This is a genomic window from Pantoea sp. IMH, assembly GCF_000599885.1.
Taxonomy (GTDB): Bacteria; Pseudomonadota; Gammaproteobacteria; order Enterobacterales; family Enterobacteriaceae; genus Erwinia.
The window spans coordinates 339,316-366,292 of record NZ_JFGT01000002.1 but is presented as its reverse complement, the minus strand read 5'-3'; the positions used below and the strand labels follow the sequence as shown (position 1 = coordinate 366,292).

Genomic DNA, 26,977 nt, shown 5'->3' with positions numbered 1-26,977 from the left:
ATGAATCACCCCAATATAACGCTGTGGTCAGATGCCTGCTTTTTCAGTCCCTATGTGATGTCCGTTTTTGTTGCGCTCAGTGAAAAAGGGGTTCCCTTTTCACTACAGCCTGTCGATCTGGCACGGCACGAGCAGCGTGAGGCTCGCTACGGCGAAATTTCCCTATCCCAACGTGTTCCGACGCTGCAAATAGCGGATTTCTTCCTTTCCGAGTCCTCAGTCATATCGGAATACCTCGAAGAGCGCTTCCCTGCGCCAGCGTATGAGCGCCTTTATCCCAGAGAAGCAGAGCAACGGGCCAGAGCACGCGAAATTCAGGCCTGGCTGCGCAGTGATTTTCTCTCTCTGCGACAGGAACGGCCTACGGAAGTGCTGTTTGCGGGCGCGACTTTCCCGCCGCTGAGCGACAGCGCGCAGCGGGACGCCGGTAAGCTGATTGCGGGCGTAGAGCGGCTTCTGCCGGAGAACCAGCAAAACCTGTTCGGGGAGTGGTCTGTGGCCGATACGGATTTGGCGGTGATGATTAACCGGCTGGTGCTGCATGGCGATGCCGTTCCTGAGCGGGTAGCCCGTTACGCCTGGTTTCAGTGGCAGCGAGCCTCGGTCCAGCTTTGGCTGACCGAGGCTCATCGTACCTGAACCGACCACACTGAGTGATTATAATTACTGACCGGCCCGTGGCACACTGTGCGGGCATAAATAAACAAGCGCCTGGGCGCCAATACTAATAAGGGTTACGGATGGTGGAGCAAGATCGCGGCACGGAATGGGTGGACATCGTTAACGAAGATAACGAGGTCATTGCACAGGCCAGTCGCGCGCAAATGCGGGCAGAGTGTTTGCGTCATCGCGCAACTTATATCGTGGTACATGACGGTATGGGCAAAATTCTGGTTCAGCGCCGTACCGGCAGTAAAGATTTTATGCCGGGTATGCTTGATGCGACCGCTGGCGGGGTGGTGCAGAGCGGAGAAGAGATGCTGGAATCGGCGCGCCGTGAAGCGGAAGAGGAGCTTGGTATTGCCGATGTGCCCTTTGCCGAACATGGGCTGTTCTACTTCGAGGATCGCCACTGTCGCGTCTGGGGTGGGCTGTTCAGCTGCGTGTCGCACGGCCCCTTCGCCATGCAGGAAGAGGAAGTGGATGAGATATTCTGGCTCACGCCCGAAGAGATCACCGCTCGCTGCGATGAATTCACCGATGACTCTCTGAAAGCGCTGTCGCTTTGGCTGAGCCGCAATAGCGAGCAGGGGCGCTCAGTTGCCGCGGCGCAGGCCTAGTTCTGGCGCGATGCACTCTGCCGCCCCGTGCCCTGCGTTAGCGGGCGCTGAAAGCAGGCCGAGTCCGGCTTCAATACACCCTTGCACTATTGCGCTATGATCGCTGGCCTGCGCTAACCGACAAAGCAAAAAAACGCCCTTACCATCAGGTAAGGGCGTCTGTAACACAAGCGCCGGTTAAGTCGGTTTACTTAGCGCGTTTCATGGCGAACGTTAACCTGTACGGGCTGCGTTTTACGGCCCAGTTTACCCATAAAGCCTGCAAGCACGGCCTCGACCAGCAGCACAATCAGGGCATACCAGCTGGCTTTTGCTGTTGCAGCAGCAGCAGCATCCGCCGCTTCACGTGCCTTCTGCTCAGCTTCTTTCTTCATTTCTTCATATTGCTGATAAGCCTGCTGATAGCTTTGCTGGGTCTGAGCAACGATCTGATCGACTTCCTGATCGCTTTTACCGGTACGGGCCTTAATGATATTTTTCAGCGCTTCAAGGTCTGCAGCCTGCAGCGTGGATTCATTACGCTGAACGACCCCTTTAAACCAGCTGGCTAAATCAGTGTCTGCTGATTGCTGATCCATGGCGGTATCTTCAGCCTGATTCTGAGCTACATCCGTTTCACGATTAGCATCCTGCTGCAGGTTCTCAGGCTGAAGTTCCGGTTTGCCGGTCTGACGGAGTGTCGTCTCCAGCTCATTCTGGATATTGCCCAGATCGATATTATTTTCCTGAAGTTTTTCCTTTGCTGCCTGAGTCACGGAAGGTGCCATGGCGGAGATGCCATTACCCAGCAGGTTAAAGCCGGAACCGATGACGTTTGCCGTACCGTTGACTGCGGCGCTGAGCATGCTAAAGGCCAGCCAGACGCAAATCAGGGTATTGACCGCCCACATCAACAGGCCATGCAGGGCACCTTCCCGCTGTGCCAGACGGCCGGTGACAAAGGCACCGACTGCGACGGAAATTAACATACTTAAACCGGTCCAGATAATGGCACCCGTGCCCATACCTTCCACGGGATTTTGCTCTTTAAGTGGATCGATAGCTGTTGCACCTATCGCGGTGCCGAGAATCGACAACAGAAGGTAAATAACGGTTGAAATGATAACGCCGGCAAATACGGCACTCCATGAAATACGCTTTAACGGCGTGCCGCTATTTAATTCGTTATAGGCTGGATGAATATGATTTTCGCTCATCGCACAGACTCCCTTACTGATAGTTATTCATAATATTATTAATGACTTTGACTGCCATCTCCTGCTGATAATAAGCCTAGTTCTGGTGAGTTATTTCCACCAGGAAATAAACCAAATTATCATTACTTTTTGAAAAATAAGGAGTTACTAACAGTTAAAAACCAGGAGGGGAGACTGTAAGCTTTATTCGACGGTCAGGAAGTCGTCAGAGCTGCCATTTTTTAACCGGCATAGGGAAATAGTTAATGTAAAAAAAGCGGACCTTGCGATCCGCTTTTTTGCACTCAACGACAGGCGTTAGGCATCAGCCTGTTTGGACTGAATGGCCGTCAGGGCGATGGTATAGACGATATCGTCAACCAGGGCACCACGTGACAGGTCATTAACCGGTTTACGCATACCCTGAAGCATCGGTCCGATAGAGATCAGGTCCGCAGAACGCTGTACCGCTTTGTAGGTGGTGTTACCGGTGTTCAAATCCGGGAAGATGAACACGGTGGCGCGGCCGGCGACCGGTGAGTCTGGCGCCTTGGATTTCGCCACGTCGGCCATAATGGCGGCGTCGTACTGCAGCGGACCATCGATCACGAGGTCGGGACGTTTTTCTTTGGCAATGCGGGTCGCTTCACGCACTTTTTCCACGTCGCTACCAGCACCGGAGTTGCCGGTGGAGTAGGAGATCATCGCCACGCGCGGTTCGATACCGAAAGCCGTTGCGGAGTCGGCGGACTGAATTGCGATTTCAGCCAGCTGTTCCGGGTTAGGGTCCGGATTGATCGCGCAGTCGCCGTAGACCAGCACCTGCTCAGGCAGCAGCATAAAGAAGATCGAGGAGACCAGCGAGCTGTTCGGTGCGGTCTTGATCAGCTGCAGCGGAGGACGAATGGTGTTCGCCGTGGTGTGTACCGCGCCGGAAACCAGCCCATCCACTTCACTGCGCTCCAGCATCATGGTGCCGAGCATCACATTGTCTTCCAGCTGCTCGCGGGCAACCACTTCGGTCATCCCTTTGTTTTTACGCAGCTCGACCAGGCGGGCAACATAGTTCTCGCGCACCACTTCCGGATCCACAATCTCAATACCGGCTCCCAGCTCGACGCCCTGAACGGCCGCCACACGCTGTATTTCATCCGGATTGCCCAGCAGCACGCAGGTAGCGATGCCGCGCTCAGCACAGATCGCGGCCGCTTTTACCGTACGAGGCTCGTCGCCTTCCGGCAGAACGATGCGTTTACCTGCCTGACGCGCCAGCTCGGTCAGCTGATAGCGGAAGGCTGGCGGCGAGAGACGGCGGCTGCGTTCTGAGGTGGCGGTGAGTGACTCCACCCAGTCGGAGTCGATGTGGCTGGCCACATACTCCTGCACACGTTCTACGCGCTGGGTATCATCGCTTGGCACTTCCAGATTAAAGCTCTGCAGGCTCAGTGAGGTCTGCCAGGTGTTCGTTTTCACCATAAATACCGGCAGGCCGGTGGCAAAGGCGCGTTCACACAGTTTACGAATCGGCTCATCAATCTGATAACCGCCGGTCAGCAGAATGGCGCCAATTTCCACGCCGTTCATGGCCGCCAGGCAGGCGGCAACCAGCACATCAGGACGATCTGCGGAGGTGACGAGCAGAGAGCCGGGGCGGAAATGCTCCAGCATATGCGGCAGGCTGCGGGCACAGAAGGTAACCGATTTCACGCGGCGTGTGGCGATATCGCCCTCGTTGATCACCTCAGCGTTGAGATGGCGGCACATATCAATGGCGCGTGTGGCAATCAGCTCAAAGCTCCATGGCACGCAGCCGAGGACCGGCAGCGGGCTGTTGGCGAACAGCTGCTTAGGATCGATGTTGGCGACGCTCGCTTTGTTGGAATCATCAAAGATTTCAGAAAGATCGGGACGGGTGCGTCCCTGTTCATCAACGGGCGCGTTCAGCTTGTTGATAATCACGCCGGTGATGTTTTTATTTTTGCTGCCACCGAAGCTGCTCTGCGTCACTTCGATACGCTCTTTCAACTGCGCAGGCGAATCGTTACCCAGCGCGGTGACGAAGACGATTTCCGCATTCAGCGTTTTGGCGATTTCATAGTTCAGCGACGAGGCGAACTGGTGCTTACGGGTCGGCACCAGGCCTTCAACCAGCACCACTTCCGCATCTTTGGTATTTTCGTGGTAGCGCTTGATGATCTCTTCCATCAGCACATCCTGCTGGTTTGAACCCAGCAGCGACTCAACGCGGCTCATCGGCAGCGGCTCGGCCGCCGGGATCGAGGAGTTCTTACGGATGATGTTGGTGGTTTGATCGGGCGTATCGCCACCCGCGCGCGGCTGGGCGATGGGTTTAAAGACGCTGAGACGAACGCCTTTGCGTTCCATGGCGCGGATCACGCCGAGGCTGATACTGGTGAGACCGACGCTGGTGCCGGTCGGGATTAACATAATGGTACGGGACACGGTTAACCTCAATAAAGTTGCGTGGTGTCAGAAACGACTCCGCCAGCCTGAGCTGACGGAGAAGACCGGATTAGGCGGTGGTCAGACGGCTTGCGTCCCGGGCGATGACCAACTCTTCATTGGTCGGAATAATGACCGCCGGGCGGGTGCCTTCTTTATTGATAAATCCGGCTTTGCCGAAGCGCGCGGCCAGATTGCGTTCGTGATCGACCTCAAAGCCGAGCAGGCTCAGTTTGGCCAGCGTCAGTTCACGCACCATCGCCGCATTTTCACCGATACCGCCGGTGAAAACGACCGCATCGAGACGGCCTTCCATCAGGGCGGTATAAGATCCGATGTACTTCGCCAGACGGTGACAGAACACATCCATCGCACGTTTAGCGTCTTCTTTGGTGGTGTAGTTCTCTTCCACATAGCGGCAGTCGCTGGTCACGCCCGTCAGGCCCAGCAGGCCAGATTCTTTGGTCAGCAGCTTGTTGATCGCATCCACGCTCATACCCAGCGTGTCGTGCAGGAAGAAGATGATCGCGGGGTCGATATCGCCGGAGCGGGTCCCCATCACCAGGCCTTCCAGCGGCGTCAGGCCCATAGAGGTATCCACGCACTCACCGTTACGGATAGCCGAAACGGAACCGCCGTTACCCAGGTGACAGGTAATAATATTGAGTTCGGCCAGCGGCTTGTTCAGCATTTTGGCCGCTTCATGAGTCACATAGTAGTGACTGGTGCCGTGCGCGCCGTAGCGGCGGACACCATGCTCTTTATAAAGCGAGTAGGGCAGCGCATAAAGATAGGATTCTTCTGGCATGGTCTGATGGAACGCGGTATCAAACACGGCCACGTTTTTATCGGAGAGGTGCGGGAAGTTTTTCATCGCTTCCTCAATACCGATCAGGTGGGCTGGGTTATGCAGCGGCGCAAAAGATGAGGCATCTTTAATACCCTGAATAACGTCGCGATCGATAATCACGGACTGCGTCAGTTTTTCGCCGCCGTGCACGATGCGGTGGCCGATCGCCGTAATTTGTGCTGACAGCTCGGTTTTTTGTGCCAGAATAGTTTTAACGATAAAGTTAAGGGCTTCACTGTGCGCAGCGCCTGCACCCAGAGCGGCTTCCTGTTTACCGCCTTCCATTTTCCATTTAATGCGGGCTTCGGGCAGGTGGAAACATTCGGCTAAACCGGAGAGGAATTCTTCACCGTTTGCCGGATCGATGATGGCGAACTTAAGGGAAGAACTGCCGCAGTTCAGAACCAGTATTAACTTACTCGACATGGAAGGTCCTATTGATTAAAAAGTGGCGAAAAAAAACTCAATCAGACTATCAGCGTAGCGCATGAAAGCTGGTACATTAATGATGAAGGTCATGCAGACGAAGAAATTTGTCCGAAAGCAAAAAAAATTTAGAAATTTTGCATAAATTTTTGAAATTTGCGGTAAAAGCGGTTTCTCTCATTAGCGCCGATAGCAACCTCTTAACAGCCAGACAACAAACGCGCACAGGATAACCAGAGCGCCGCATAAAGACAAAATATTTTGAATTTTGTCAGGTAAAGTTGTTCGATTATCTTTTTTGTTTAAAAATTATCTATGAAGTTGAGGTCAGCCATGGCGAATGAATCCGGCTCGGTCGGTTGGTTTAAATTGTTCCAGCGCGGACAGCACTATATGAAGACGTGGCCCGTCGACAAGCGCCTGGCACCGATGTTCCCTGAAAACCGGGTCAGCCGTGCCACACGTTTTGCCATTCGCTTTATGCCGCCGCTCGCCGTTTTCACGCTCACCTGGCAGATCGCGCTTGGCGGTCAGCTTGGCCCGGCCATTGCCACGGCGCTGTTTGCCTGCAGCCTGCCGCTGCAGGGGCTGTGGTGGCTCGGCAAACGTTCGGTGACGCCACTTCCGCCGACGCTGCTGAGCTGGTTTCATGAAGTTCGGGTGAAGCTCCAGGAAGCCGGACAGGCCATCGCGCCTGTTGAAGGCACGCCAACCTATCAGGCGCTGGCCGACGTGCTGAAACGCGCCTTCAAGCAGCTGGATAAATCCTTCCTCGATAAGCTGTAAGCCGCCAGTCTGAACCGGGTTTTCACTTTGATCAGAAGAAAACCCGGTTTGCATCAAAGAAGCATCAGCTTGCCATTCCGCCTTCTCGCGGGTTGTGCAATTCTTGCGTCATCCCCTCAGATTTCAAATTGTCCACTGCGACACAGGAGTTAATGATGGAAATGACCCATGCTCAGCGTTTAATCCTCTCCAATCAGTACCGGATAATGAGCCTGCTCGACCCCGATAATGCTGAGCGCTACCATCGTCAGCAGACGATCGTTGAGCGCGGTTACGGCCTGCAGATGCGTGAGTTTGACCACGAGATGGGCGCGCTGCCAGAAGCAGTTTGTCGCACCATTATCGATATAATGGAGATGCATCACGCGCTGCATGTCTCCTGGTCAAACCTCAAGGATCCCACCGTTCTGGAAGAACGTCGCCTTAAATTCCCTGGCTTTGATGCCGCCACCGAGGCGCAGTATCTCGGCTATGTGCGGTTTATGGTGCATGTTGAAGGCCGTTATACGCAGTTCGATGCCGGGATTCACGGCTTCAATGCGCAGACGCCGATGTGGGAAAAGTATCAACGGATGCTCACCGTGTGGCACACTTGTCCAAGACAGTATCATCTGAGTGCGAATGAAATCGCACAAGTTATCAACGCCTGAGAAGGAAAAACGTCGTGAAGTGTAAAGGTTTTCTGTTTGATCTGGACGGCACGCTGGTGGATTCGTTACCGGTTGTCGAACGCGCCTGGAGCAACTGGGCATCTCAGCATGGCATCGCCACCAGTGAGGTGCTGAACTTTATTCACGGCAAGCAGGCCATTACCTCATTGCGCCATTTTATGGCAGGGGCGTCAGAAGAGGCGATACAGCAGGAGTTTGTTGCGCTGGAGAAGATTGAAGCGGAAGACACCGATGGCATCACCGCGCTGCCCGGCGCGCTTCAGCTGCTCGCTACCCTGGATGAGCTTGGCATTCCCTGGCTGATTGTGACCTCGGGATCGTTGCCGGTTGCTTCCGCGCGCCGCAAGGCTGCCGGTCTGCCTGAGCCGGAAGAGATGGTGACGGCAGAGCGGATACAGAACGGCAAACCTGAGCCAGATGCCTACCTGCTTGGCGCACAGCTGCTGGCGCTGGAGCCGGAAGAGTGTGTGGTAGTGGAAGATGCCGCAGCGGGGATTCTTTCCGGCCTGGCGGCAGGTGCCCACGTTGTTGCCGTTAATCCGCCAGCCGGTTCGCCGCGGCTGGAAGATGTGGACATGGTTCTTCACTCGCTGGAGGAGTTAATCATCAATAAAAACCCGGATGGCACGATTGATGTGCATCGCAAACACTAAGGCATGATTTAACCCCGCTATTGCGGGGTTAATTTTATGGCAAGCTCTGTACTGCACTCTCCCTCCGTACAGAGAATCATTGTGAACAACGATCTTATCTGGGTACTCACACTGCTGCTGGTGACCATTCTGCTGTTTATCAACGGCAAGCTACGCATGGATGTCGTGGCGCTACTGGTCATTGTCGTTTTTGTCCTGAGCGGCACGCTCAGCCTTGAAGAAGCCACGCGTGGCTTCAGCGATCCTAACGTTATTCTTATCGCCGCGCTCTTCGTGATCGGCGAAGGGCTGGTGCGTACCGGCGTGGCGCTGAAGCTGGGTGAATGGTTGATCAAAATGGCCGGTGACAGCGAAAGTAAAATGCTGGTACTGCTGATGCTCACCGTGGCCGGCCTGGGAGCTTTTATGAGCTCAACCGGCGTGGTGGCAATCTTTATCCCGGTTGTTCTCAGCGTCTCCGCCCGAATGAAAAGTTCGCCAGGCCGGCTGATGATGCCGCTGAGCTTCGCGGGCTTAATCAGCGGCATGCTGACGTTGGTCGCCACACCGCCTAATCTGGTGGTGAACAGTGAGCTGGTTCGTGAAGGGCTGAGCGGATTTGGCTTCTTCGATGTCACGCCCGTGGGGTTGGTCGCGCTGCTGCTGGGCATCGGCTATATGCTGATAGCCCGCTTCTGGCTGGTGACGCCCGCCGACGAAACCGGGGCGATTAAAAATAGCCGTCGCACTATACGCGACTTGATCCGCGACTATCGGCTCAGCGGCCGCGCCCGGCGTCTGGCGATACGTCAGGGATCGCCGCTGATTGGTCACCGACTGGATGACTTGCAGCTTCGTGAACGCTACAGCGTCAATGTGGTTGGGCTTGAACGCTGGCGCAAATTCCGTCGGGTTATGGTGCCGGTAACGGGAACGACCGAATTTCGCGCGCGCGACATTCTGTTGATCGATATGTCAGCGGCGGAAATCGATCTGCGGGAATTTTGCAGCGAGCAGAGGCTGGAGCCGATGATCCTGCGCGGCGAATATTTTTCCGAACGGGCTCAGGACGTCGGGATGGCCGAAGCGCTGGTGCTGCCGGAATCTGAACTCTCAGGGAAAACCTTACGCGAGGTGGCCTTTCGCTCCCGCTATGGCCTCAGCGTGGTGGGACTCCGGCGGCGCGGGGAACTCGTCGAGGGCGCTCTGACCGATCTGGCGCTGGAACTGGGCGACAGCCTGCTGGTCATTGGCGACTGGAAGAAAATCCGCCAGCTTCAGCAGCAAAAGCGCGATCTGATTATCCTGAATCTGCCAGCGGAAGTGGATGAAGTTGTGCCCGCGCACAGTCAGGCACCGCATGCGCTGTTCTGTCTTGCTCTGATGGTGGCGATGATGCTGACAAAAGAAATTCCAAACCCGATCGCGGCGCTGATCGCCTGCCTGTTAATGGGTAAATTTCGCTGTATTGATATGGAGAGCGCCTGGAAGGCGATTCACTGGCCCAGTATCATCCTGATCGTCGGTATGATGCCCTTTGCGCTGGCGCTACAAAAAACGGGCGGGATCGCCTTGATTGTTGAGGGGTTAATGAGCGTGGCGGGGGATCGCAGCCCACGCGTTATGCTGCTGTGCCTGTTTGCGCTCTGCGCCATCATCGGGTTATTTATCTCCAATACCGCGACGGCTGTACTGATGGCTCCCGTTGGCGTCGCGGCAGCGCAGCAGATGGGCGTCTCACCCTATCCCTTTACGCTGATTATCGCCGTGGCCGCTTCCGCCGCCTTTATGACACCGGTCTCATCGCCGGTAAACACGCTGGTGCTGGGGCCTGGCGGCTATAAATTCAGTGATTATGTAAAAATCGGGGTGCCCTTTACCCTGCTGATCATGCTAGTCAGCGTGCTGCTGGTACCGTTGCTGTTTCCCTTTTAAGCCGCCGGATAATCTCTCTGTCGCTGCAAAGAAAGCCGGAGTGGACTGGCCGGCAATCACGCTGACGTAGCCGACGTCACAGCGATTCCTGGCTGATTTCATCCAGTGAAAGGCTGAAGCTTGGTACAAACACCTCGACGAAATAGTCCATTTCAGGGCTGTGACGTAGCGTCAGCGTCTTCTCCAGACGGGCTTTAGCCAGCTGAAATTCATGATTACCCGCGGCGAGTTCTTCCAGGCACTTCAGATAAGCGCAAAGCGCGTCGGCCTGCTTGACGATAGCGGTTTCCGCTTCGCTATGCTGCTGCTCATCCAGCAGGGGACGGTAGGCGGAGCGTAGCTCCTCAGGCAGCATGTCGATAAGCTTCAACTGGGCGATTTTCTCGATTTTTTTATACTCGCGGGCGATCTCTGCGTTGTAATACTTCACCGGCGTAGGCAGATCCCCGGTCAGCACTTCACTTGCATCATGATACATCGCCATCAGCGCAATGCGCTCGGCGTTGAGATTGCCGTTGAATTTCTGGTTTTTAATCACCGCCAGCGCGTGAGCAACCATCGCCACTTGCAAACTGTGTTCGGAGACATTCTCAGTGCGCACATTGCGCATCAGCGGCCAGCGGTTGATCAGTTTCAGGCGGGAGAGATGGGCAAAAAAATGGCTCTGTTTCATCTGATACGTTTTCCTGTGCGTTGGCAGCGGGAGCCGGAAACGGACCGGCTCCCCAAAGACCTTATTCCATTCAGTATCGCTTAACGTCTGCAACGTTAGCGATGTTCAGGAAATAAATGGCCGTTACTGTCGGTAACCACTTAAAAAACGGTCAAACTTGCCGATCGCCATTTCCAGATCGTTGACATGGGGCAGGGTGACAATACGCACATGATCCGGCCATGGCCAGTTAAATGCCGATCCCTGTACCAGCAGGACTTTCTCCTGTAAAAGGAAGTCGAGCACCATTTTCTGATCGTCATGCAGATTGAATTTTTTGGCGTCGATTTTTGGAAACATATAGAGCGCGCCGTCGGGTTTCACGCAGCTGACGCCGGGAATATCATTGATCAGTTCCCAGGCGCGCTGACGCTGCTCATACAGCCTGCCGCCAGGCACAATAAACTCACTGATACTCTGATAGCCCCCCAGCGCGGTCTGAATCGCATGCTGGGCCGGGACATTGGCACACAGACGCATCGAGGCGAGCATCTCCAGCCCCTCGATATAGCCTTTCGCATGCTTTTTCGGGCCGTGCAGGACCATCCATCCCTGACGGAAACCGGCCACGCGGTAGGTTTTTGACAGGCCGTTAAACGTGATGGTAAGCAGATCGGGCGCTAACGCGGCAATCGAGTGATGCTGGGCCGCGTCATACAAAATTTTGTCGTAGATCTCGTCTGCAAAAATGATCAAGTTATGCTGGCGGGCCAGTTCAACCACTTCCAGCAGAAGCGCTTTGCTGTAAACGGCACCTGTTGGGTTATTCGGGTTGATGATCACGATGCCGCGCGTACGGGGCGTAATTTTACTGCGAATGTCGTCCAGGTCCGGGAACCAACCTGCGGACTCATCGCACAGGTAATGCACCGCTTTGCCGCTGGAGAGAGAAACCGCTGCCGTCCAGAGCGGATAATCCGGCGCGGGTACCAGCATTTCATCGCCGCTGTTAAGCAGTGCCTGCATCGACTGTACGATCAGCTCAGAGACGCCGTTGCCTATGTAAACATCCTCAACCGTCATCTCCCGCATTTCCCGTGCCTGATAATGCTGCACGATAGCTTTGCGGGCGGAGTAGAGCCCTTTAGAATCGCAGTAACCCTGCGAGCTGGGCAGGTTGCGGATGACATCGACAAGAATTTCATCGGGGGCTTCAAAGCCAAAGGGGGCAGGGTTTCCGATATTCAGCTTAAGGACTTTATTCCCTTCTTCCTCAAGCCGTTTTGCTTCTTTCAGTACCGGACCGCGAATATCGTAGCAGACATTATCCAGCTTGCCGGATTTATCAATTGGGGTCATTTCTCTCGCCTTAACTGGCAGAACTGCGTTCCTGCCGTGGAATCTAAACCTGCACAATGTACTCCTCCCATCATCGCTTTTGAAGCACAGGCTTCGTGTTTGGTGTGATAGCTGTGCTTTTACGGAAGGAAACGGAGGGCATGCGGAATAATATTTATTAACTGGAAATAAATACTGAATATATGACTTTAGTAAGTATTAACCACTGAAATTATGCCTGGAACTGTAAAGGTGTTTTTCTGTATAGGCGATTTTACGAGACAATATTCAGTTAAAACTGATGGATTGATGCATTTTGTAATTATGAAATAATCCTTCACTGGTTGGTTGTTTTTTGAGCGGGTGGTTTTCGGGCATGCGTTAGCGTAAAAAAGGGATGCTATGTAAGCAAAAATTAACACTGCTGCGCTCAGGGGTATGTAAAGATAAATTTTTTCTTAACAACCCTTTTGTGACGGGCTTTCGTGGATAAAATCTTATTTTACTGATAAGAATAAGCGCTTTTAGGCTTAAAAAATAAGCGACAGTATGTCAGGATAATGTTCAGACGTATCTGTAGCCGATACCCCCCGCAAAGTGATAATATAATCGGCGATTTGACCCCCTTGATTGGTTAGTAAAATTTAATATTAATCGGCGGTCACCACCGCGTCCGGTTGTTTCGTTATAAAAAATAGTTTCTCGTTTATGGGCTGTCATTCGACTTTTTACCGCCACAGGTGGTAGCGATCGATCAGTACATAGCGTTGCTTCTGGCTTATGGGCCAGTTAAGCATGCATCAGTAATGTATCAGATGCGTCATCCTGTTTCCCGCTTCCGGTCTTCAGCCGTGGGCATATGGGGCTTTCGCATCTGTCAGAGTAATGCAACGGGCGACGTCATACCCGACCATTACGCATTGATTATCGTTATATCCTTTTGATATGGCAGGTAATAACACCAGGGTAGTAGTTTTTAAAAATCTTATAAAGTGAAGAAAACATGACTAGTGCAAATCGTCCGATCCTGAATCTTGACCTCGATCTGCTAAGAACGTTTGTTGCCGTTGCGGATCTGAACACCTTTGCGGCTGCGGCTGCAGCGGTATGCAGAACCCAGTCGGCGGTAAGCCAGCAGATGCAGCGCCTGGAGCAATTGGTAGGCAAAGAGCTGTTTGCAAGACATGGACGCAATAAATTACTGACAGAGCATGGGATTCAGCTGCTGGGTTATGCGCGTAAAATTTTACGCTTCAATGACGAAGCCTGTACCTCTCTGATGTATAGCAATATCCAGGGCGTGCTGACCATCGGCGCTTCTGACGATACCTCAGATACCATTCTGCCTTTCCTGTTAAATCGTGTGACCTCGGTTTATCCTAAGCTGGCCATCGATGTCAGGGTTAAGCGCAACCCTTTCATGATGGAAATGCTCAACCAGGGAGAAGTCGATCTGGTTGTGACCACTTCAAGCCCGATGAACTTTACCTGGCAGGTGCTCCGCACTTCCCCAACGTTGTGGTACTGCGCGGCGGACTATATCTTCCAGCGTGGAGAGGCGATTCCATTGGTGCTGCTGGATGAACCGAGCCCGTATCGTGATATGGCCATTGACCATCTCAACGAAGCGGGCATCCCATGGCGTATCTCTTATGTCGCCTCTACGCTTGCTGCCGTTCGCGCAGCGGTGAAAGCGGGACTGGGCGTCACCGCACGACCTGTTGAAATGATGAGCCCGGAGCTGCGTGTTATGGGTGCGGCTGAAGGTCTGCCGATGCTGCCTGACACCGAATATCTGCTTTGCCGCAATCCTGAAAGCGATAACGAGCTGGCGCTGGCGATCTTCAACGCTATGGAGTCAAGCAACGATCCTTATAACCTGACTGCTGCTGACCAGAACGGCGCGTCGTTTCCCGACGAAGAGGAATAAGCCAGCACGCGCAATCGTTAGCGTACCCTGCTGAGATGCGCTGCGTTATTCTAAACTTGTAAAACAGGCCTTCTGATTGCTCTGTCGATCGGAAGGCTTTTTTATGCCTGTTTTTTCCCTTTTTTTCGCGATAATTATGGCACTTTGCTGTCGCACTGCTGCTTATGCATACACAATTTTTAACATCGCTGAGGCGGAGTTTTGTCCATCTGCTAATCTTAGGATGAATTGATTTTGCACAGATTGCAGCGGTTGTTTTTGCTTCATAAAAGCCAAAAGTGTGCTCTGGATCAAAAAAATAACCCTGATAAGGGGCAGGAAAAGCGCGGGTTTCCTGCGAGAATAGAAGGGTTAACTCCAGCATCCACGCAACGCATGACCCGCCAGGCTGACTAACGAATGGGTAAACTGACACGATTTAGCTCAATTAACATGCGATGGATGTTAAATAAATGCTATTGGTGTAAATTAACGTGTGGATACTTTTGTCCAAGTTGACAAAAGGTTATAGAAAGGAGTAAAAAACCCCATAAAATTGCTGCTTAATCATTAAAGACGGCAAAGTTTATAAGGTTTTTCATCTTTCCCTTGAAACAATGTGGTGCGTAAACTGCCGTTACAGAGCAGGACGCCAAGCGCCACCTTTTAAGTTAAGCAGAGAGTATGTCAACGACCACTGAAGTTATCGCTCATCACTGGGCATTTGCTGTATTTCTGATCGTCTCCGTTGGTTTATGCTGCGCAATGCTCGCCGGCGCCTGGTTCCTGGGCGGTAAAGCTCGCGGCCGCTACACCAATACGCCTTTCGAATCCGGCGCTGCGCCGGTCGGCACCGCTAAACTACGCATGTCCGCCAAGTTTTATCTTGTCGCGATGTTCTTCGTCATCTTTGACGTTGAAGCCCTCTATTTATACGCATGGTCGACCGCTATTCGCGAAAGCGGATGGGTCGGCTTTGTGGAAGCCGCAATCTTCATTTTGGTACTGCTTGCTGGTCTGGTTTATCTGGCGCGTATCCGTGCGCTGGATTGGGCTCCTGCTCCACGTCGCATCGTGGTCAAGCCAACCACCATTTCGCATTCCAAACGTCATACGCAGTAATAGCGAGGCATTAAGATGGACTATACGCTCACCCGCGCGGACCCGAACGGTGAGAATGACCGTTATCCCCTTCAGAAACAGGAGATTGTGAGCGATCCCCTGGAGAAGCACGTTCACCAGAGCGTCTACATGGGCAAGCTGGAACACGCCCTGCACGACATGGTGAACTGGGGACGTAAAAATTCTCTCTGGCCGTTTAACTTCGGTCTTTCGTGTTGTTACGTTGAAATGACCACGTCATTCACCTCGGTGCATGACGTGGCGCGTTTTGGTTCCGAAGTCATTCGTGCCTCGCCGCGTCAGGCTGACTTTATGGTGGTTGCCGGTACGCCCTTTACCAAGATGGCACCGGTGATCCAGCGTCTCTACGATCAGATGCTGGAGCCAAAGTGGGTGATCTCTATGGGGGCCTGCGCAAACTCAGGCGGCATGTACGATATCTACTCCGTGGTGCAGGGCGTAGACAAATTCCTGCCTGTTGATGTGTACATCCCTGGCTGCCCGCCGCGCCCTGAAGCTTATATGCAGGCGCTTTTACTGCTCCAGGAATCGATTGGCAAAGAGCGCCGTCCGCTTTCCTGGGTCGTGGGTGACCAGGGCGTCTACCGCGCCAATATGCAGTCTGAGCGTGAAAGAAAGCAGGGTGAACGCATCGCGGTCACCACGCTGCGTACGCCAGACGAAATTTAAGCGATATCCCCGCCGTGGACGTTGCAGTAAGCCGGTGAAACTTTCCCTCCTGATGTGCAGAATTTGTATCAGCGGGCGGGGAGAAAACGACGCTGAACCCACAACGTCCCGACAGAGGGATAAAGTAGTTTATGGATCGGGCCTGCTGCGGCGGACAAAAATCAAAACACGCGCGCGGCCCCTCCTGACGCCAATACTGAGTGCCTGCACGCAGGCCCACATGGTGAACGACTTATGACAGATTTAACCACGCAAGACCTCGCTCAGCCGGAATGGCAAACACGCGATCATCTGGACGACCCGGTGATTGGCGAGCTGCGTAACCGTTTTGGGCCAGAGGCCTTTACCGTTCAGCCAACCCGTACCGGCGTGCCGGTGGTTTGGGTGAAGCGTGAACAGTTACTGGAAGTGATTACGTTTCTGCGCAAGCTGCCGAAACCTTATGTGATGCTTTATGACCTTCACGGGATGGATGAGCGTCTTCGTACCCACCGTGCGGGATTACCTGCTGCGGATTTTTCCGTTTTCTACCATCTGTTATCCATTGAACGTAATCGCGACATTATGCTCAAGGTGGCGTTGTCCGAAAACGATCTGCATCTGCCGACGCTGACCAGCATTTTCGCTAACGCCAACTGGTACGAGCGCGAAACCTGGGAAATGTTTGGTGTGACCTTTGACGGGCATCCACACCTGACACGCATCATGATGCCGCAGGACTGGGAAGGGCATCCGCTGCGTAAAGATTATCCGGCTCGCGCCACTGAATTCGATCCGTTCCAGCTGACTAAGCAGACGGAAGATCTGGCGATGGAGCAGATGACCTTCAAACCCGAAGAGTGGGGAATGAAGCGCGGAACGGATACCGAGGACTTTATGTTCCTCAACCTCGGCCCTAACCACCCCTCTGCGCACGGTGCTTTCCGCATAGTCCTCCAGCTTGACGGTGAAGAGATCGTCGACTGTGTACCGGACATCGGCTATCACCATCGCGGTGCGGAAAAAATGGGCGAGCGCCAGTCGTGGCACAGCTACATTCCTTACACGGACCGTATCGAATACCTTGGCGGCTGCGTCAATGAAATGCCTTACGTGCTGGCCGTTGAAAAACTGGCCGGAATTAAGGTGCCGGAGCGCGTGGAAGTGATCCGCGTGATGCTCTCAGAGCTTTTCCGCATCAACAGCCACCTGCTCTACATTTCGACATTTATTCAGGACGTCGGGGCGATGTCTCCGGTCTTCTTTGCCTTTACCGACCGTCAGAAAATTTATGACGTGGTCGAAGCAATTACCGGTTTTCGTATGCATCCGGCCTGGTTCCGTATCGGCGGTGTGGCGCACGATCTGCCGAAAGGCTGGGAGCGTCTGCTGCGTGAATTCCTCGACTGGATGCCGAAGCGTCTGAAGGCTTACGAGCAGACCGCGCTGAAAAACAGCGTGCTGATTGGCCGTTCTAAAGGCGTCGCGGCCTACGGTCTGGATGAAGCGCTGGCATGGGGCACCACCGGTGCTGGCCTGCGCGCTACCGGACTGGACTTCGACGTGCGTAAATGGCGTCCTTATTCGGGCTATGAGCATTTCGATTTTGAAGTGCCGATCGGCGATGGCGTCAGCTGCGCCTACAGCCGCGTGATGCTGAAAATGGAAGAGATGCGTCAGAGCATGCGCATTCTTGAGCAGTGTCTGAAAAATATGCCAGCCGGTCCGTTTAAGGCGGATCATCCGCTGACCACGCCGCCGCCGAAGGAGCGCACGCTGCAGCATATCGAAACCCTGATTACGCACTTCCTGCAGGTTTCATGGGGTCCGGTGATGCCGGCCAATGAGTCCTTCCAGATGATTGAAGCGACGAAAGGGATTAACAGCTACTACCTGACCAGCGACGGCAGCACCATGAGCTACCGCACCCGGGTGCGCACGCCTAGCTTCCCGCACCTGCAGCAGATCCCTTCGGTGATCAACGGCAGCCTGGTATCCGACCTTGTCGTGTACCTCGGTAGTATCGATTTTGTTATGTCAGACGTGGACCGCTAATTATGCACGATCAAAGAATTGCGATCGAAACGATCGAGGATAACGACGCTTTTGTGCTGAGCGCGGCAGAGCATGACGCGATTGAGCATGAAAAGCACCACTACGAAGATGCCCGCGCGGCCTCTATTGAAGCGCTGAAAATCGTTCAGAAACAGCGCGGCTGGGTACCGGATGGTGCCATTAACGCCATCGCTGAGGTGTTAGGGATACCGGCCAGCGATGTTGAAGGCGTCGCGACATTCTACAGCCAGATCTTCCGTCAGCCGGTAGGCCGCCACGTGATCCGCTACTGCGACAGCGTGGTCTGTCACATTACCGGTTTTCAGGGCATTCAGGCCGCGCTGGAAGAGAATTTGAAGATCAAGCCAGGTCAGACCACGGCGGATGGACGCTTCACGCTGCTGCCAACCTGCTGCCTCGGCAACTGCGACAAAGGCCCGACGATGATGGTGGATGAAGATACCCATGTTCACCTGACGCCGGAAAATATCGTCAACCTGCTGGAGCAGTATCAATGACAGTGAAACAGATTGTCCGGACTGCGGAAACGCATCCGCTAACCTGGCGCCTGCGCGACGACAAGCAGCCGGTATTTTTCGATGAGTACCGCAGCAAGAATGGCTATGCAGGTGCTGAAAAAGCGCTGAAGACGATGTCGCAGGATGAGATTGTTGCAGCCGTCAAAGATTCCGGGCTGAAAGGGCGCGGTGGTGCGGGGTTCTCCACCGGGCTGAAGTGGAGCCTGATGCCGAAAGATGAATCCATGAACATCCGCTACCTGCTTTGCAACGCGGACGAAATGGAGCCGGGCACCTATAAGGATCGCCTGCTGATGGAGCAATTGCCGCACCAGCTGGTGGAAGGCATGCTGATCAGCGCCTTTGCGCTTAAGGCGTACCGGGGCTACATCTTCCTGCGCGGCGAATATATTGAGGCCGCGGTAAATCTCCGCCGCGCCATTGCCGAAGCGACCGAAGCCGGTTATCTCGGTAAAAATATTCTGGGTACCGGTTTCGACTTCGAGCTGATCGTGCATACCGGCGCAGGACGTTATATCTGCGGAGAAGAAACCGCACTGATTAACTCGCTGGAAGGCCGCCGCGCTAATCCGCGTTCCAAGCCACCATTCCCGGCGACAGCAGGTGCCTGGGGCAAGCCGACCTGCGTTAATAACGTGGAAACGCTGTCTAACGTGCCGGCTATTCTGGCGAACGGCGTCGAATGGTACAAAAACATCTCCAAAAGTGACGATACCGGCACCAAGATGATGGGCTTCTCTGGCCGGGTGAAAAACCCGGGCCTCTGGGAGCTGCCGTTCGGCACGACCGCACGTGAAATCCTCGAAGACTATGCCGGCGGCATGCGTGACGGGCTGAAATTCAAAGCCTGGCAGCCGGGTGGCGCGGGCACGGATTTCCTTACCGAGGCGCACCTCGACCTGCCGATGGAATTTGCCAGCATCGGCAAAGCCGGAAGCCGTCTGGGTACGGCGCTGGCGATGGCCGTTGACCACGAGATCAACATGGTATCGCTGGTACGTAATCTGGAAGAGTTCTTCGCCCGTGAATCCTGCGGCTGGTGTACGCCTTGCCGTGACGGACTGCCGTGGAGCGTGAAAATCCTGCGCGCGCTGGAGCGCAAAGAAGGGCAGCCCGGTGACATCGAGACGCTGTTGCAACTCTGCCGCCAGCTCGGTCCGGGCAAGACCTTTTGCGCCCACGCACCGGGCGCCGTAGAGCCACTGCAAAGCGCGATTAAATATTTCCGCGATGAGTTCGAAGCCGGTATTGCCCCGCAGGTATACAGCAACGCGCACGCGATCGCAGGCATCCAGGCAAACCTGCTGAAGGCGCGCTGGTAGACCAGAAGCGAAGAGAATTATCGCTGATTTTACCCAGTCGTTCTCAGGCTGCAAGGCAGCTTGAAAATGCGCACCCGGCAGCTGAATTGACCAGACTACCGGGATAAAAGCGCGCAGCAGCTAACACCGTTGCAGGGTAAAAAAGAATTGTGTTTAACGCTCGTTAAGAGCCTTACGGAAGCATGTTCACTATGGCTACAATACATGTAGACGGTAAAGAATATGATGTCGATGGTGCGGACAACCTGTTACAGGCTTGCCTCTCCCTCGGTCTGGATATTCCTTATTTTTGCTGGCACCCGGCGCTCGGTAGCGTTGGTGCCTGCCGCCAGTGCGCGGTAAAGCAATTTCAAAATGCCGAAGATACCCGCGGTCGCCTGGTGATGTCCTGTATGACACCGGCCACCGACGGCACCTTTATCTCCATTGATGATGGGGAAGCGAAAGAGTTTCGTCAGAGCGTCGTTGAGTGGCTGATGACCAACCACCCGCACGATTGTCCGGTCTGTGAGGAAGGCGGTAACTGCCATCTTCAGGATATGACCGTGATGACCGGCCACAGCTTCCGCCGCTACCGCTTCACTAAACGTACACACCGCAATCAGGATCTCGGACCGTTTATTTCACACGAAATGAACCGCTGTATCGCCTGCTACCGCTGTGTGCGTTACTACAAAGATTACGCAGATGGCACCGATCTGGGCGTATACGGCGCGCACGATAATGTCTACTTCGGTCGTCCGGAAGACGGCACGCTGGAAAGTGAATTCTCCGGTAACCTGGTGGAAGTTTGCCCCACCGGCGTATTCACCGATAAAACCCACTCAGAACGCTATAACCGTAAGTGGGATATGCAGTATGCGCCCAGCATCTGCCAGCAGTGCAGCGTGGGCTGTAATACCAGCCCGGGCGAGCGCTACGGCGAGCTGCGCCGTATTGAAAACCGCTATAACGGCACCGTAAACCAGTACTTCCTCTGCGATCGGGGTCGTTTTGGCTATGGCTACGTCAACGCGAAAGATCGTCCACGCCAGCCTGTTCAGCGACGCGGCAGCGATTTGATCGCGCTGAATGCAGAGCAGGCGATGCAGGGGGCAGCGGACGTGCTGCGTCAGGCGAAAAAAATTATCGGTATCGGCTCTGCCCGCGCCAGCGTGGAAAGCAACTTTGCCCTGCGTGAACTGGTAGGCGCGGAAAACTTCTCAACCGGTATTCCTGCCGCCGAACAGGCGCGTCTGGAGCTGATGCTGAAAGTGCTGCGCGACAGCGGCGTTCACACGCCAACCCTGCGCGAAATCGAAAGTTATGATGCGGTGCTGGTGCTGGGTGAAGATTTAACCCAGACCGGCGCTCGCGTCGCGCTCTCTGTCCGTCAGGCTGTCAAAGGCAAGGCGCGCCAGATGGCTGCCGCCCAGAAAGTGGCGGACTGGCAGATCGCCGCCATCATGAACATCGGTCAGCACGCCAAGCATCCGCTCTTTGTGACCAATGTTGACCAGACGCGTCTGGATGACATCGCCGCCTGGAGCTACCGCGCACCGGTCGAAGATCAGGCGCGTCTGGGCTTCGCCATTGCTAACGCGCTGGATGAAACCGCACCCGCCGTCAGCGGCATCGATCGTGAGCTGAGCGGTAAAATTGATGTGGTCGTGCAGGCGCTGGCCGGCGCGAAAAAGCCGCTGATTATCTCCGGCGTGCATTCCGGTAGCGAAGCGATGATTCAGGCGGCGGCGAACGTCGCCAGAGCGCTGAAAATGCGTGGTGCTGACGTTGGCATCACTCTGCTGGCCGGAGCGGCTAACAGCGTAGGCCTGGGCCTGATTGGCGGTCATCCGCTGGAAACGGCGCTTGACGAGCTGGAGAGCGGAGCGGCGGATGCGGTAATCATCATGGAAAACGATCTTTACCGTCATGCGGCGAAAGCGAAGGTCGATGCGGCCCTGAGCAATGCAGCGAACGTCATCGTTATCGATCATCAGCAAACGGCCACCAGCGACAAAGCCGGTCTGCTTCTTTCCGGCGCAAGCTTTGCGGAGAGCGACGGGACGCTGGTGAACCAGGAGGGGCGTGCCCAGCGTTTCTTCCAGGTATACGATCCCACTTACTACGATGACACCGTTCAGATCCTGGAAAGCTGGCGCTGGCTGCACTCGCTGCACAGCACCATCAACAGCCGTGAAGTGGACTGGAGCCAGCTTGATGATGTGATCGATGCCTGTGTTAAAGCGCTGCCGCAACTGGCCGGTATTAGAGAAGCGGCACCCAATGCCAGCTTCCGTATTCGCGGGCAGAAACTGGCGCGTGAACCACACCGTTACAGCGGACGCACCGCGATGCGTGCCAATATCAGCGTGCATGAGCCGCGTCAGCCGCAGGATAAAGACACCATGTTCGCCTTCTCGATGGAAGGGAACAACCAGCCATCGGCTCCGCGTTCGCAGATCCCCTTTGCCTGGGCACCGGGCTGGAACTCCCCGCAGGCCTGGAATAAATTCCAGGACGAAGTGGGCGGGCATCTGCGCAATGGCGATCCGGGCGTACGCCTGTTCGAGGCCGGAGATGCACAGCTGAGCTGGTTCGAAGCCGTTCCTGACGCCTTTGCCGGTGAGGTGGGAAGTTGGCGTGTGGCACCATACTTCCACCTGTTTGGCAGCGAAGAGATGACCCAGCGTTCCGCCGTTATTCAGCAGCGCATGCCGGAACCTTATGTGATGGTAAACCCTGCTGATGCGATGAAGCTCGGCGTCAATGCCGGCACCGCCATTGAGTTCAGCTGCGCGGGCGAAACCCTGCGCCTGCCGGTGCGCTTATCTGAGACGCTACAGGCGGGGCAGGTTGGCCTTCCCGTCGGGCTGCCGGGCATTCCGCCTTTCCTGGCGGGCGCAAGGATTGACAATCTGCAGGAGGCCGCACAATGAACTGGCTGACACCGGAAGTTATTGATGTACTGATCGCCATCGGTAAAGCGCTGGTGATCCTGTTCGTGGTGGTGGGCTGTGGCGCATTTATGAGCTTCGGCGAGCGTCGTCTGCTTGGCCTGTTCCAGAACCGTTACGGACCAAACCGCGTGGGTTGGGGCGGTTCGCTCCAGCTGGTGGCGGACATGATCAAGATGTTCTTTAAAGAGGACTGGACGCCGCCCTTTACTGACCGCGTGATCTTTACGCTAGCGCCGATGATCGCCTTCACCTCGCTGCTGCTGGCGATGGCAATTGTGCCGGTGACCTCCACCTGGATGGGCGCTGACCTTAACATCGGTCTGCTGTTCTTCCTGATGATGGCGGGTCTGGCGGTCTATGCCGTGCTGTTTGCGGGCTGGTCCAGCAACAACAAATACTCCCTGCTGGGCGCGATGCGTGCTTCGGCGCAGACGCTGAGCTATGAAGTTTTCCTCGGCCTGTCGCTGATGGGCGTGGTGGCGCAGGCTGGCTCGTTCAATATGGTCGATATCGTCAACAGCCAGCAGCATATGTGGAATATTATTCCGCAGTTCCTTGGCTTTCTGACCTTTGCCATTGCGGGTGTTGCGGTCTGTCACCGTCACCCCTTTGACCAGCCGGAAGCGGAGCAGGAACTGGCCGATGGCTATCACATTGAGTATGCCGGGATGAAATTCGGCCTGTTCTTTGTGGGGGAGTACGTGGGCATCGTTACCGTCTCATCGCTGATCGTCACGCTGTTCTTCGGCGGCTGGAACGGTCCGTGGCTGCCGCCGGTGATCTGGTTTGCCATCAAAACGGCATTCTTCATGATGATGTTCATTCTGATTCGTGCTGCGTTACCGCGTCCGCGCTATGACCAGGTGATGTCGTTCGGCTGGAAAGTTTGTCTGCCGTTGACGCTGTTGAACCTGCTGGCCACTGCCGCAGTGATTCTGTACAACGCGCAGTAAGGGGTAAACCATGACATTAAAAGACCTTGTGGTGGGATTTGGCACCACGGTACGCAGTATCTTTCTGATTGGGATGAACGCGTTCGCCAAGCGGGAAACCATGATGTATCCGGAAGAGCCGGTTTACCTGCCGCCTCGTTACCGTGGACGTATCGTGCTGACCCGCGATCCTGACGGTCAGGAGCGCTGCGTGGCCTGTAACCTCTGCGCGGTAGCCTGTCCGGTAGGCTGTATTTCGCTGCAGAAAGCGGAAATGCAGGATGGCCGCTGGTATCCCGAATTCTTTCGTATCAACTTCTCACGCTGCATCTTTTGCGGGCTGTGTGAAGAGGCTTGCCCGACAACGGCCATTCAGCTTACCCCAGACTTTGAGCTGGGCGAGTTTAAGCGCCAGGATCTGGTCTATGAAAAAGAGGACCTGCTGATTTCCGGGCCGGGCAAATATCCGGAGTATAATTTTTACCGGATGGCGGGTATGGCGATCGACGGGAAAGACAAGGGCTCCGCTGAAAACGAAGCTAAACCTATCGACGTCAAGGGCTTGTTACCTTAAGGAGCCAGGCATGGAATTCGCTTTTTATCTTTGCGGCCTGATCGCTGTACTGACCACGCTACGCGTGATCACCCACACCAATCCGGTTTACGCACTGCTTTATCTGATCATCTCGCTGCTCTCGGTGGCCGGCGTCTTTTTTTCGCTGGGAGCCTACTTTGCGGGCGCGCTGGAGATCATCGTTTACGCTGGCGCCATTATGGTGCTGTTCGTCTTCGTGGTGATGATGCTTAATCTTGGCGACAGCGTGCAGGAACAGGAGCGCCAGTGGCTTCAGCCGGGGGCCTGGATTGGGCCTGGCCTGGCGTCACTGGTTCTGCTGGTGGTGATTGTTTATGCCATCCTGACCGTAAACGATCAGGGCATAGACGGCACCATGATCGACGCGAAAGCGGTCGGCATCAGCCTGTTCGGCCCCTATGTACTGGCGGTTGAGCTGGCCTCAATGCTGCTGCTGGCGGGTCTGGTTGTGGCTTACCATATCGGTCGCGAACAGCGTCCGGGCGAAGTGTTAAGCAATCGTCCGGCCGATGCCGTGAAAAGCAAGATGGAGGAACACCCATGATCCCTCTGCAACATGGCCTGATTCTGGCCGCTATCCTGTTTGTCCTCGGGCTGACCGGCGTGATCATTCGTCGCAATATGCTGTTTATGCTGATCAGTATCGAAATCATGATCAACGCCGCTGCGCTGGCATTTGTGGTCGCAGGAAGCTACTGGGGACAGGCGGATGGACAGGTAATGTACATCCTGGCGATAAGCCTGGCGGCGGCCGAGGCGAGTATTGGCCTGGCTCTGCTGCTCCAGCTCCATCGCCGCAGCCAGAACCTTAACATTGATAAAGTGAGCGAGATGCGCGGATGAATCTTCTCTATTTAACGGTACTCTTTCCGCTTATCGGCTTTTTACTGCTGGCCTTCTCCCGGGGCCGTTGGTCAGAAAATCTGTCCGCGGCTATCGGCATGGGTTCGGTCGGTCTGGCGGCGCTGGTAACGCTTTTTGTCGGAATGGATTTCTTTGCCCAGGGCGAGGCGGTTTACACCCAGGCGCTCTGGACCTGGATGCAGGTTGGGGATTTCAATATCAGCGTCAGCCTGACGCTGGATGGTCTGTCGCTGACGATGCTGTCGGTGGTGACGGGCGTGGGCTTCTTTATCCATATGTTCGCCTCCTGGTATATGCGCGGAGAAGAGGGCTATTCCCGCTTCTTCGCCTATACCAACCTGTTTATCGCCAGCATGGTGGTTCTGGTACTCGCCGACAACCTGATGCTGATGTATCTGGGCTGGGAAGGGGTAGGCCTCTGCTCCTATCTGCTGATCGGTTTTTACTACACCGATCCGAAGAACGGCGCGGCGGCAATGAAAGCCTTTATCATCACCCGTGTGGGTGACGTGTTCCTGGCGTTTGGGCTGTTCATTCTCTACAACGAACTGGGTACGCTGAACTTCCGGGAAATGGTTGAGCTGGCGCCTGCACACTTCGCTACGGATAACCATATGCTCCAGTGGGCGACGCTGATGCTGCTTGGCGGCGCGGTAGGTAAATCCGCACAGCTGCCGTTGCAGACCTGGCTGGCGGACGCCATGGCAGGTCCGACGCCGGTCTCTGCGCTGATCCACGCGGCAACCATGGTCACGGCGGGTGTCTATCTGATCGCCCGTACGCACGGCCTGTTCCTGCTGACGCCGGAAGTCCTGCATCTGGTGGGTATCATCGGTGCTGTTACGCTGCTGCTGGCGGGGTTTGCCGCGCTGGTACAGACCGATATCAAGCGCGTGCTGGCCTATTCCACCATGAGTCAGATTGGTTATATGTTCCTCGCGCTGGGCGTTCAGGCCTGGGACGCGGCGATTTTCCATCTGATGACCCATGCGTTCTTCAAAGCGCTGCTGTTCCTCTCCTCCGGTTCGGTGATCCTGGCCTGCCACCATGAGCAGAACATCTTTAAAATGGGTGGCCTGCGTAAGAGCATCCCGCTGGTCTATGTCTGCTTCCTGGTCGGTGGTGCCGCACTTTCGGCGCTGCCGCTGCTGACCGCAGGCTTCTTCAGTAAGGATGCGATTCTGGCAGGCGCGCTGGCAAACGGTCACATCAATCTGATGGTTGCCGGTTTGGTGGGCGCGTTAATGACGTCGCTCTATACCTTCAGAATGATTTTCATCACATTCCATGGGGAAGAGAAAATTCATGCGCATGCAGGCAAAGGGATTACGCATCACCTGCCGCTTGTCGTGTTGCTGATCCTCTCAACCTTTATTGGCGCAATGATCGTGCCGCCGCTGCGTGGCGTACTGCCGGAAACGGCCGAGATGGCGCACGGCACGGTGCTGACGCTGGAAATCACCTCAGGTGTGGTGGCCGTGGTCGGTATCCTGCTGGCAGCCATGCTGTGGCTGGGCAAGCGTACGCTGGTGACCCGTATCGCCAGCAGCGCGCCGGGGCGTTTCTTCGCGACCTGGTGGTTTGCTGCCTGGGGCTTCGACTGGCTCTATGACAAGATTTTCGTGAAGCCTTATCTGTTTATCGCCAGAGTGCTGCAGCGCGATCCGCTGGATGGCCTGATGGGAACACCGGCATTGTTTGCCCGGTTGACCAACAAAGGGCTGGTGGTCAGCGAAAACGGCTATCTGCGCTGGTATGTTGCTTCCATGAGCATTGGTGCCGTTGTGGTGCTGGTGCTGCTGATGGTGGTGTAAGTTTGTGAG

Annotated in this window: 23 protein-coding genes; 18 read left to right on the top strand and 5 right to left on the bottom strand. The window is 55.1% G+C overall.

Going from position 1 to position 26,977, the window contains the following annotated elements; translation table 11 throughout:
- Both yfcF and yfcD read left to right on the top strand, forming a co-directional pair.
- Nucleotides 1-639, top strand: a complete 639-nt coding sequence (gene yfcF, locus EA20_RS0101665) for a glutathione transferase (protein ID WP_024965179.1) — start codon at nucleotides 1-3, stop codon at nucleotides 637-639.
- A 101-nt stretch (nucleotides 640-740) separates the two neighbouring features.
- A complete protein-coding gene (gene yfcD / locus EA20_RS0101660) occupies nucleotides 741-1,280 on the top strand; it encodes an NUDIX hydrolase YfcD (protein ID WP_024965178.1) in 540 nt (179 codons plus the stop codon).
- A gap of 191 nt (nucleotides 1,281-1,471) precedes the next feature.
- On the opposite strand, the gene EA20_RS0101655 is transcribed toward yfcD, so the two are convergent.
- The 3 genes from EA20_RS0101655 to ackA form a co-directional block, all read right to left on the bottom strand.
- A complete protein-coding gene (locus tag EA20_RS0101655) occupies nucleotides 1,472-2,476 on the bottom strand; it encodes a TIGR04086 family membrane protein (RefSeq protein ID WP_024965177.1) in 1,005 nt (334 codons plus the stop codon).
- A gap of 297 nt (nucleotides 2,477-2,773) precedes the next feature.
- Nucleotides 2,774-4,918, bottom strand: a complete 2,145-nt coding sequence (gene pta / locus EA20_RS0101650; RefSeq protein ID WP_024965176.1) for a phosphate acetyltransferase — start codon at nucleotides 4,916-4,918, stop codon at nucleotides 2,774-2,776.
- A 70-nt stretch (nucleotides 4,919-4,988) separates the two neighbouring features.
- The gene (gene ackA, locus EA20_RS0101645; protein ID WP_024965175.1) at nucleotides 4,989-6,194 is read right to left on the bottom strand and encodes an acetate kinase; all 1,206 of its coding nucleotides are present in this window, start codon (nucleotides 6,192-6,194) and stop codon (nucleotides 4,989-4,991) included.
- A 333-nt stretch (nucleotides 6,195-6,527) separates the two neighbouring features.
- Between ackA and yfbV the strand changes: the two genes are divergently transcribed.
- The 4 genes from yfbV to EA20_RS0101625 all read left to right on the top strand — a co-directional run bounded on the left by yfbV (nucleotide 6,528) and on the right by EA20_RS0101625 (nucleotide 10,218).
- On the top strand, nucleotides 6,528-6,980 hold the full coding sequence (gene yfbV / locus EA20_RS0101640) for a terminus macrodomain insulation protein YfbV (RefSeq protein WP_024965174.1): 453 nt from the start codon (nucleotides 6,528-6,530) through the stop codon (nucleotides 6,978-6,980).
- Nucleotides 6,981-7,135: 155 nt separating this feature from the next.
- The gene (locus tag EA20_RS0101635; protein ID WP_038381468.1) at nucleotides 7,136-7,630 is read left to right on the top strand and encodes a YfbU family protein; all 495 of its coding nucleotides are present in this window, start codon (nucleotides 7,136-7,138) and stop codon (nucleotides 7,628-7,630) included.
- A gap of 14 nt (nucleotides 7,631-7,644) precedes the next feature.
- Entirely contained in the window at nucleotides 7,645-8,304 is a 660-nt protein-coding gene (locus EA20_RS0101630) for a sugar phosphatase (RefSeq protein ID WP_024965172.1), read from the top strand.
- 36 nt (nucleotides 8,305-8,340) lie between these two features.
- Complete coding sequence (locus EA20_RS0101625; protein WP_200868301.1) at nucleotides 8,341-10,218, top strand: SLC13 family permease; 1,878 nt, start codon at nucleotides 8,341-8,343, stop codon at nucleotides 10,216-10,218.
- A gap of 76 nt (nucleotides 10,219-10,294) precedes the next feature.
- On the opposite strand, the gene yfbR is transcribed toward EA20_RS0101625, so the two are convergent.
- Together yfbR and EA20_RS0101615 are read right to left on the bottom strand one after the other, a co-directional pair.
- Nucleotides 10,295-10,891, bottom strand: a complete 597-nt coding sequence (yfbR, locus tag EA20_RS0101620) for a 5'-deoxynucleotidase (protein ID WP_024965170.1) — start codon at nucleotides 10,889-10,891, stop codon at nucleotides 10,295-10,297.
- Nucleotides 10,892-11,014: 123 nt separating this feature from the next.
- Nucleotides 11,015-12,229 (bottom strand): pyridoxal phosphate-dependent aminotransferase, encoded by a 1,215-nt coding sequence (locus tag EA20_RS0101615; protein ID WP_024965169.1) that lies wholly within the window; start codon nucleotides 12,227-12,229, stop codon nucleotides 11,015-11,017.
- A gap of 982 nt (nucleotides 12,230-13,211) precedes the next feature.
- Here EA20_RS0101615 and lrhA point away from each other — a divergent pair.
- From lrhA to nuoL, 12 genes are all read left to right on the top strand, one after another.
- A complete protein-coding gene (lrhA, locus tag EA20_RS0101610; RefSeq protein WP_024965168.1) occupies nucleotides 13,212-14,138 on the top strand; it encodes a transcriptional regulator LrhA in 927 nt (308 codons plus the stop codon).
- Between the two features lie 663 nt (nucleotides 14,139-14,801).
- The gene (locus EA20_RS0101605) at nucleotides 14,802-15,239 is read left to right on the top strand and encodes an NADH-quinone oxidoreductase subunit A (protein WP_024965167.1); all 438 of its coding nucleotides are present in this window, start codon (nucleotides 14,802-14,804) and stop codon (nucleotides 15,237-15,239) included.
- Between the two features lie 15 nt (nucleotides 15,240-15,254).
- Nucleotides 15,255-15,929: an NADH-quinone oxidoreductase subunit B family protein gene (locus EA20_RS0101600; RefSeq protein ID WP_024965166.1), complete on the top strand. Its 675-nt coding sequence runs from the start codon at nucleotides 15,255-15,257 to the stop codon at nucleotides 15,927-15,929.
- 234 nt (nucleotides 15,930-16,163) lie between these two features.
- A complete protein-coding gene (gene nuoC / locus EA20_RS0101595; RefSeq protein ID WP_024965165.1) occupies nucleotides 16,164-17,963 on the top strand; it encodes an NADH-quinone oxidoreductase subunit C/D in 1,800 nt (599 codons plus the stop codon).
- A 2-nt stretch (nucleotides 17,964-17,965) separates the two neighbouring features.
- Nucleotides 17,966-18,481, top strand: coding sequence for an NADH-quinone oxidoreductase subunit NuoE (gene nuoE, locus EA20_RS0101590; protein ID WP_024965164.1), 516 nt, complete (start codon nucleotides 17,966-17,968; stop codon nucleotides 18,479-18,481).
- Nucleotides 18,482-18,483: 2 nt separating this feature from the next.
- Nucleotides 18,484-19,824 carry an NADH-quinone oxidoreductase subunit NuoF gene (gene nuoF / locus EA20_RS0101585; RefSeq protein ID WP_024965163.1) on the top strand — a complete coding sequence of 447 codons (1,341 nt, stop codon included), beginning with the start codon at nucleotides 18,484-18,486 and terminating at the stop codon, nucleotides 19,822-19,824.
- 191 nt (nucleotides 19,825-20,015) lie between these two features.
- On the top strand, nucleotides 20,016-22,742 hold the full coding sequence (gene nuoG / locus EA20_RS0101580) for an NADH-quinone oxidoreductase subunit NuoG (protein ID WP_024965162.1): 2,727 nt from the start codon (nucleotides 20,016-20,018) through the stop codon (nucleotides 22,740-22,742).
- A complete protein-coding gene (gene nuoH, locus EA20_RS0101575) occupies nucleotides 22,739-23,716 on the top strand; it encodes an NADH-quinone oxidoreductase subunit NuoH (RefSeq protein ID WP_024965161.1) in 978 nt (325 codons plus the stop codon). Before nuoG ends, nuoH begins: the two co-directional genes overlap by 4 nt.
- A gap of 10 nt (nucleotides 23,717-23,726) precedes the next feature.
- Nucleotides 23,727-24,269, top strand: a complete 543-nt coding sequence (nuoI, locus tag EA20_RS0101570; RefSeq protein WP_024965160.1) for an NADH-quinone oxidoreductase subunit NuoI — start codon at nucleotides 23,727-23,729, stop codon at nucleotides 24,267-24,269.
- A gap of 10 nt (nucleotides 24,270-24,279) precedes the next feature.
- Nucleotides 24,280-24,834 carry an NADH-quinone oxidoreductase subunit J gene (nuoJ, locus tag EA20_RS0101565; protein WP_024965159.1) on the top strand — a complete coding sequence of 185 codons (555 nt, stop codon included), beginning with the start codon at nucleotides 24,280-24,282 and terminating at the stop codon, nucleotides 24,832-24,834.
- Entirely contained in the window at nucleotides 24,831-25,133 is a 303-nt protein-coding gene (nuoK, locus tag EA20_RS0101560; protein ID WP_024965158.1) for an NADH-quinone oxidoreductase subunit NuoK, read from the top strand. Before nuoJ ends, nuoK begins: the two co-directional genes overlap by 4 nt.
- Nucleotides 25,130-26,968 carry an NADH-quinone oxidoreductase subunit L gene (gene nuoL, locus EA20_RS0101555; RefSeq protein ID WP_024965157.1) on the top strand — a complete coding sequence of 613 codons (1,839 nt, stop codon included), beginning with the start codon at nucleotides 25,130-25,132 and terminating at the stop codon, nucleotides 26,966-26,968. Before nuoK ends, nuoL begins: the two co-directional genes overlap by 4 nt.
- Nucleotides 26,969-26,977: the final 9 nt, after the last annotated feature.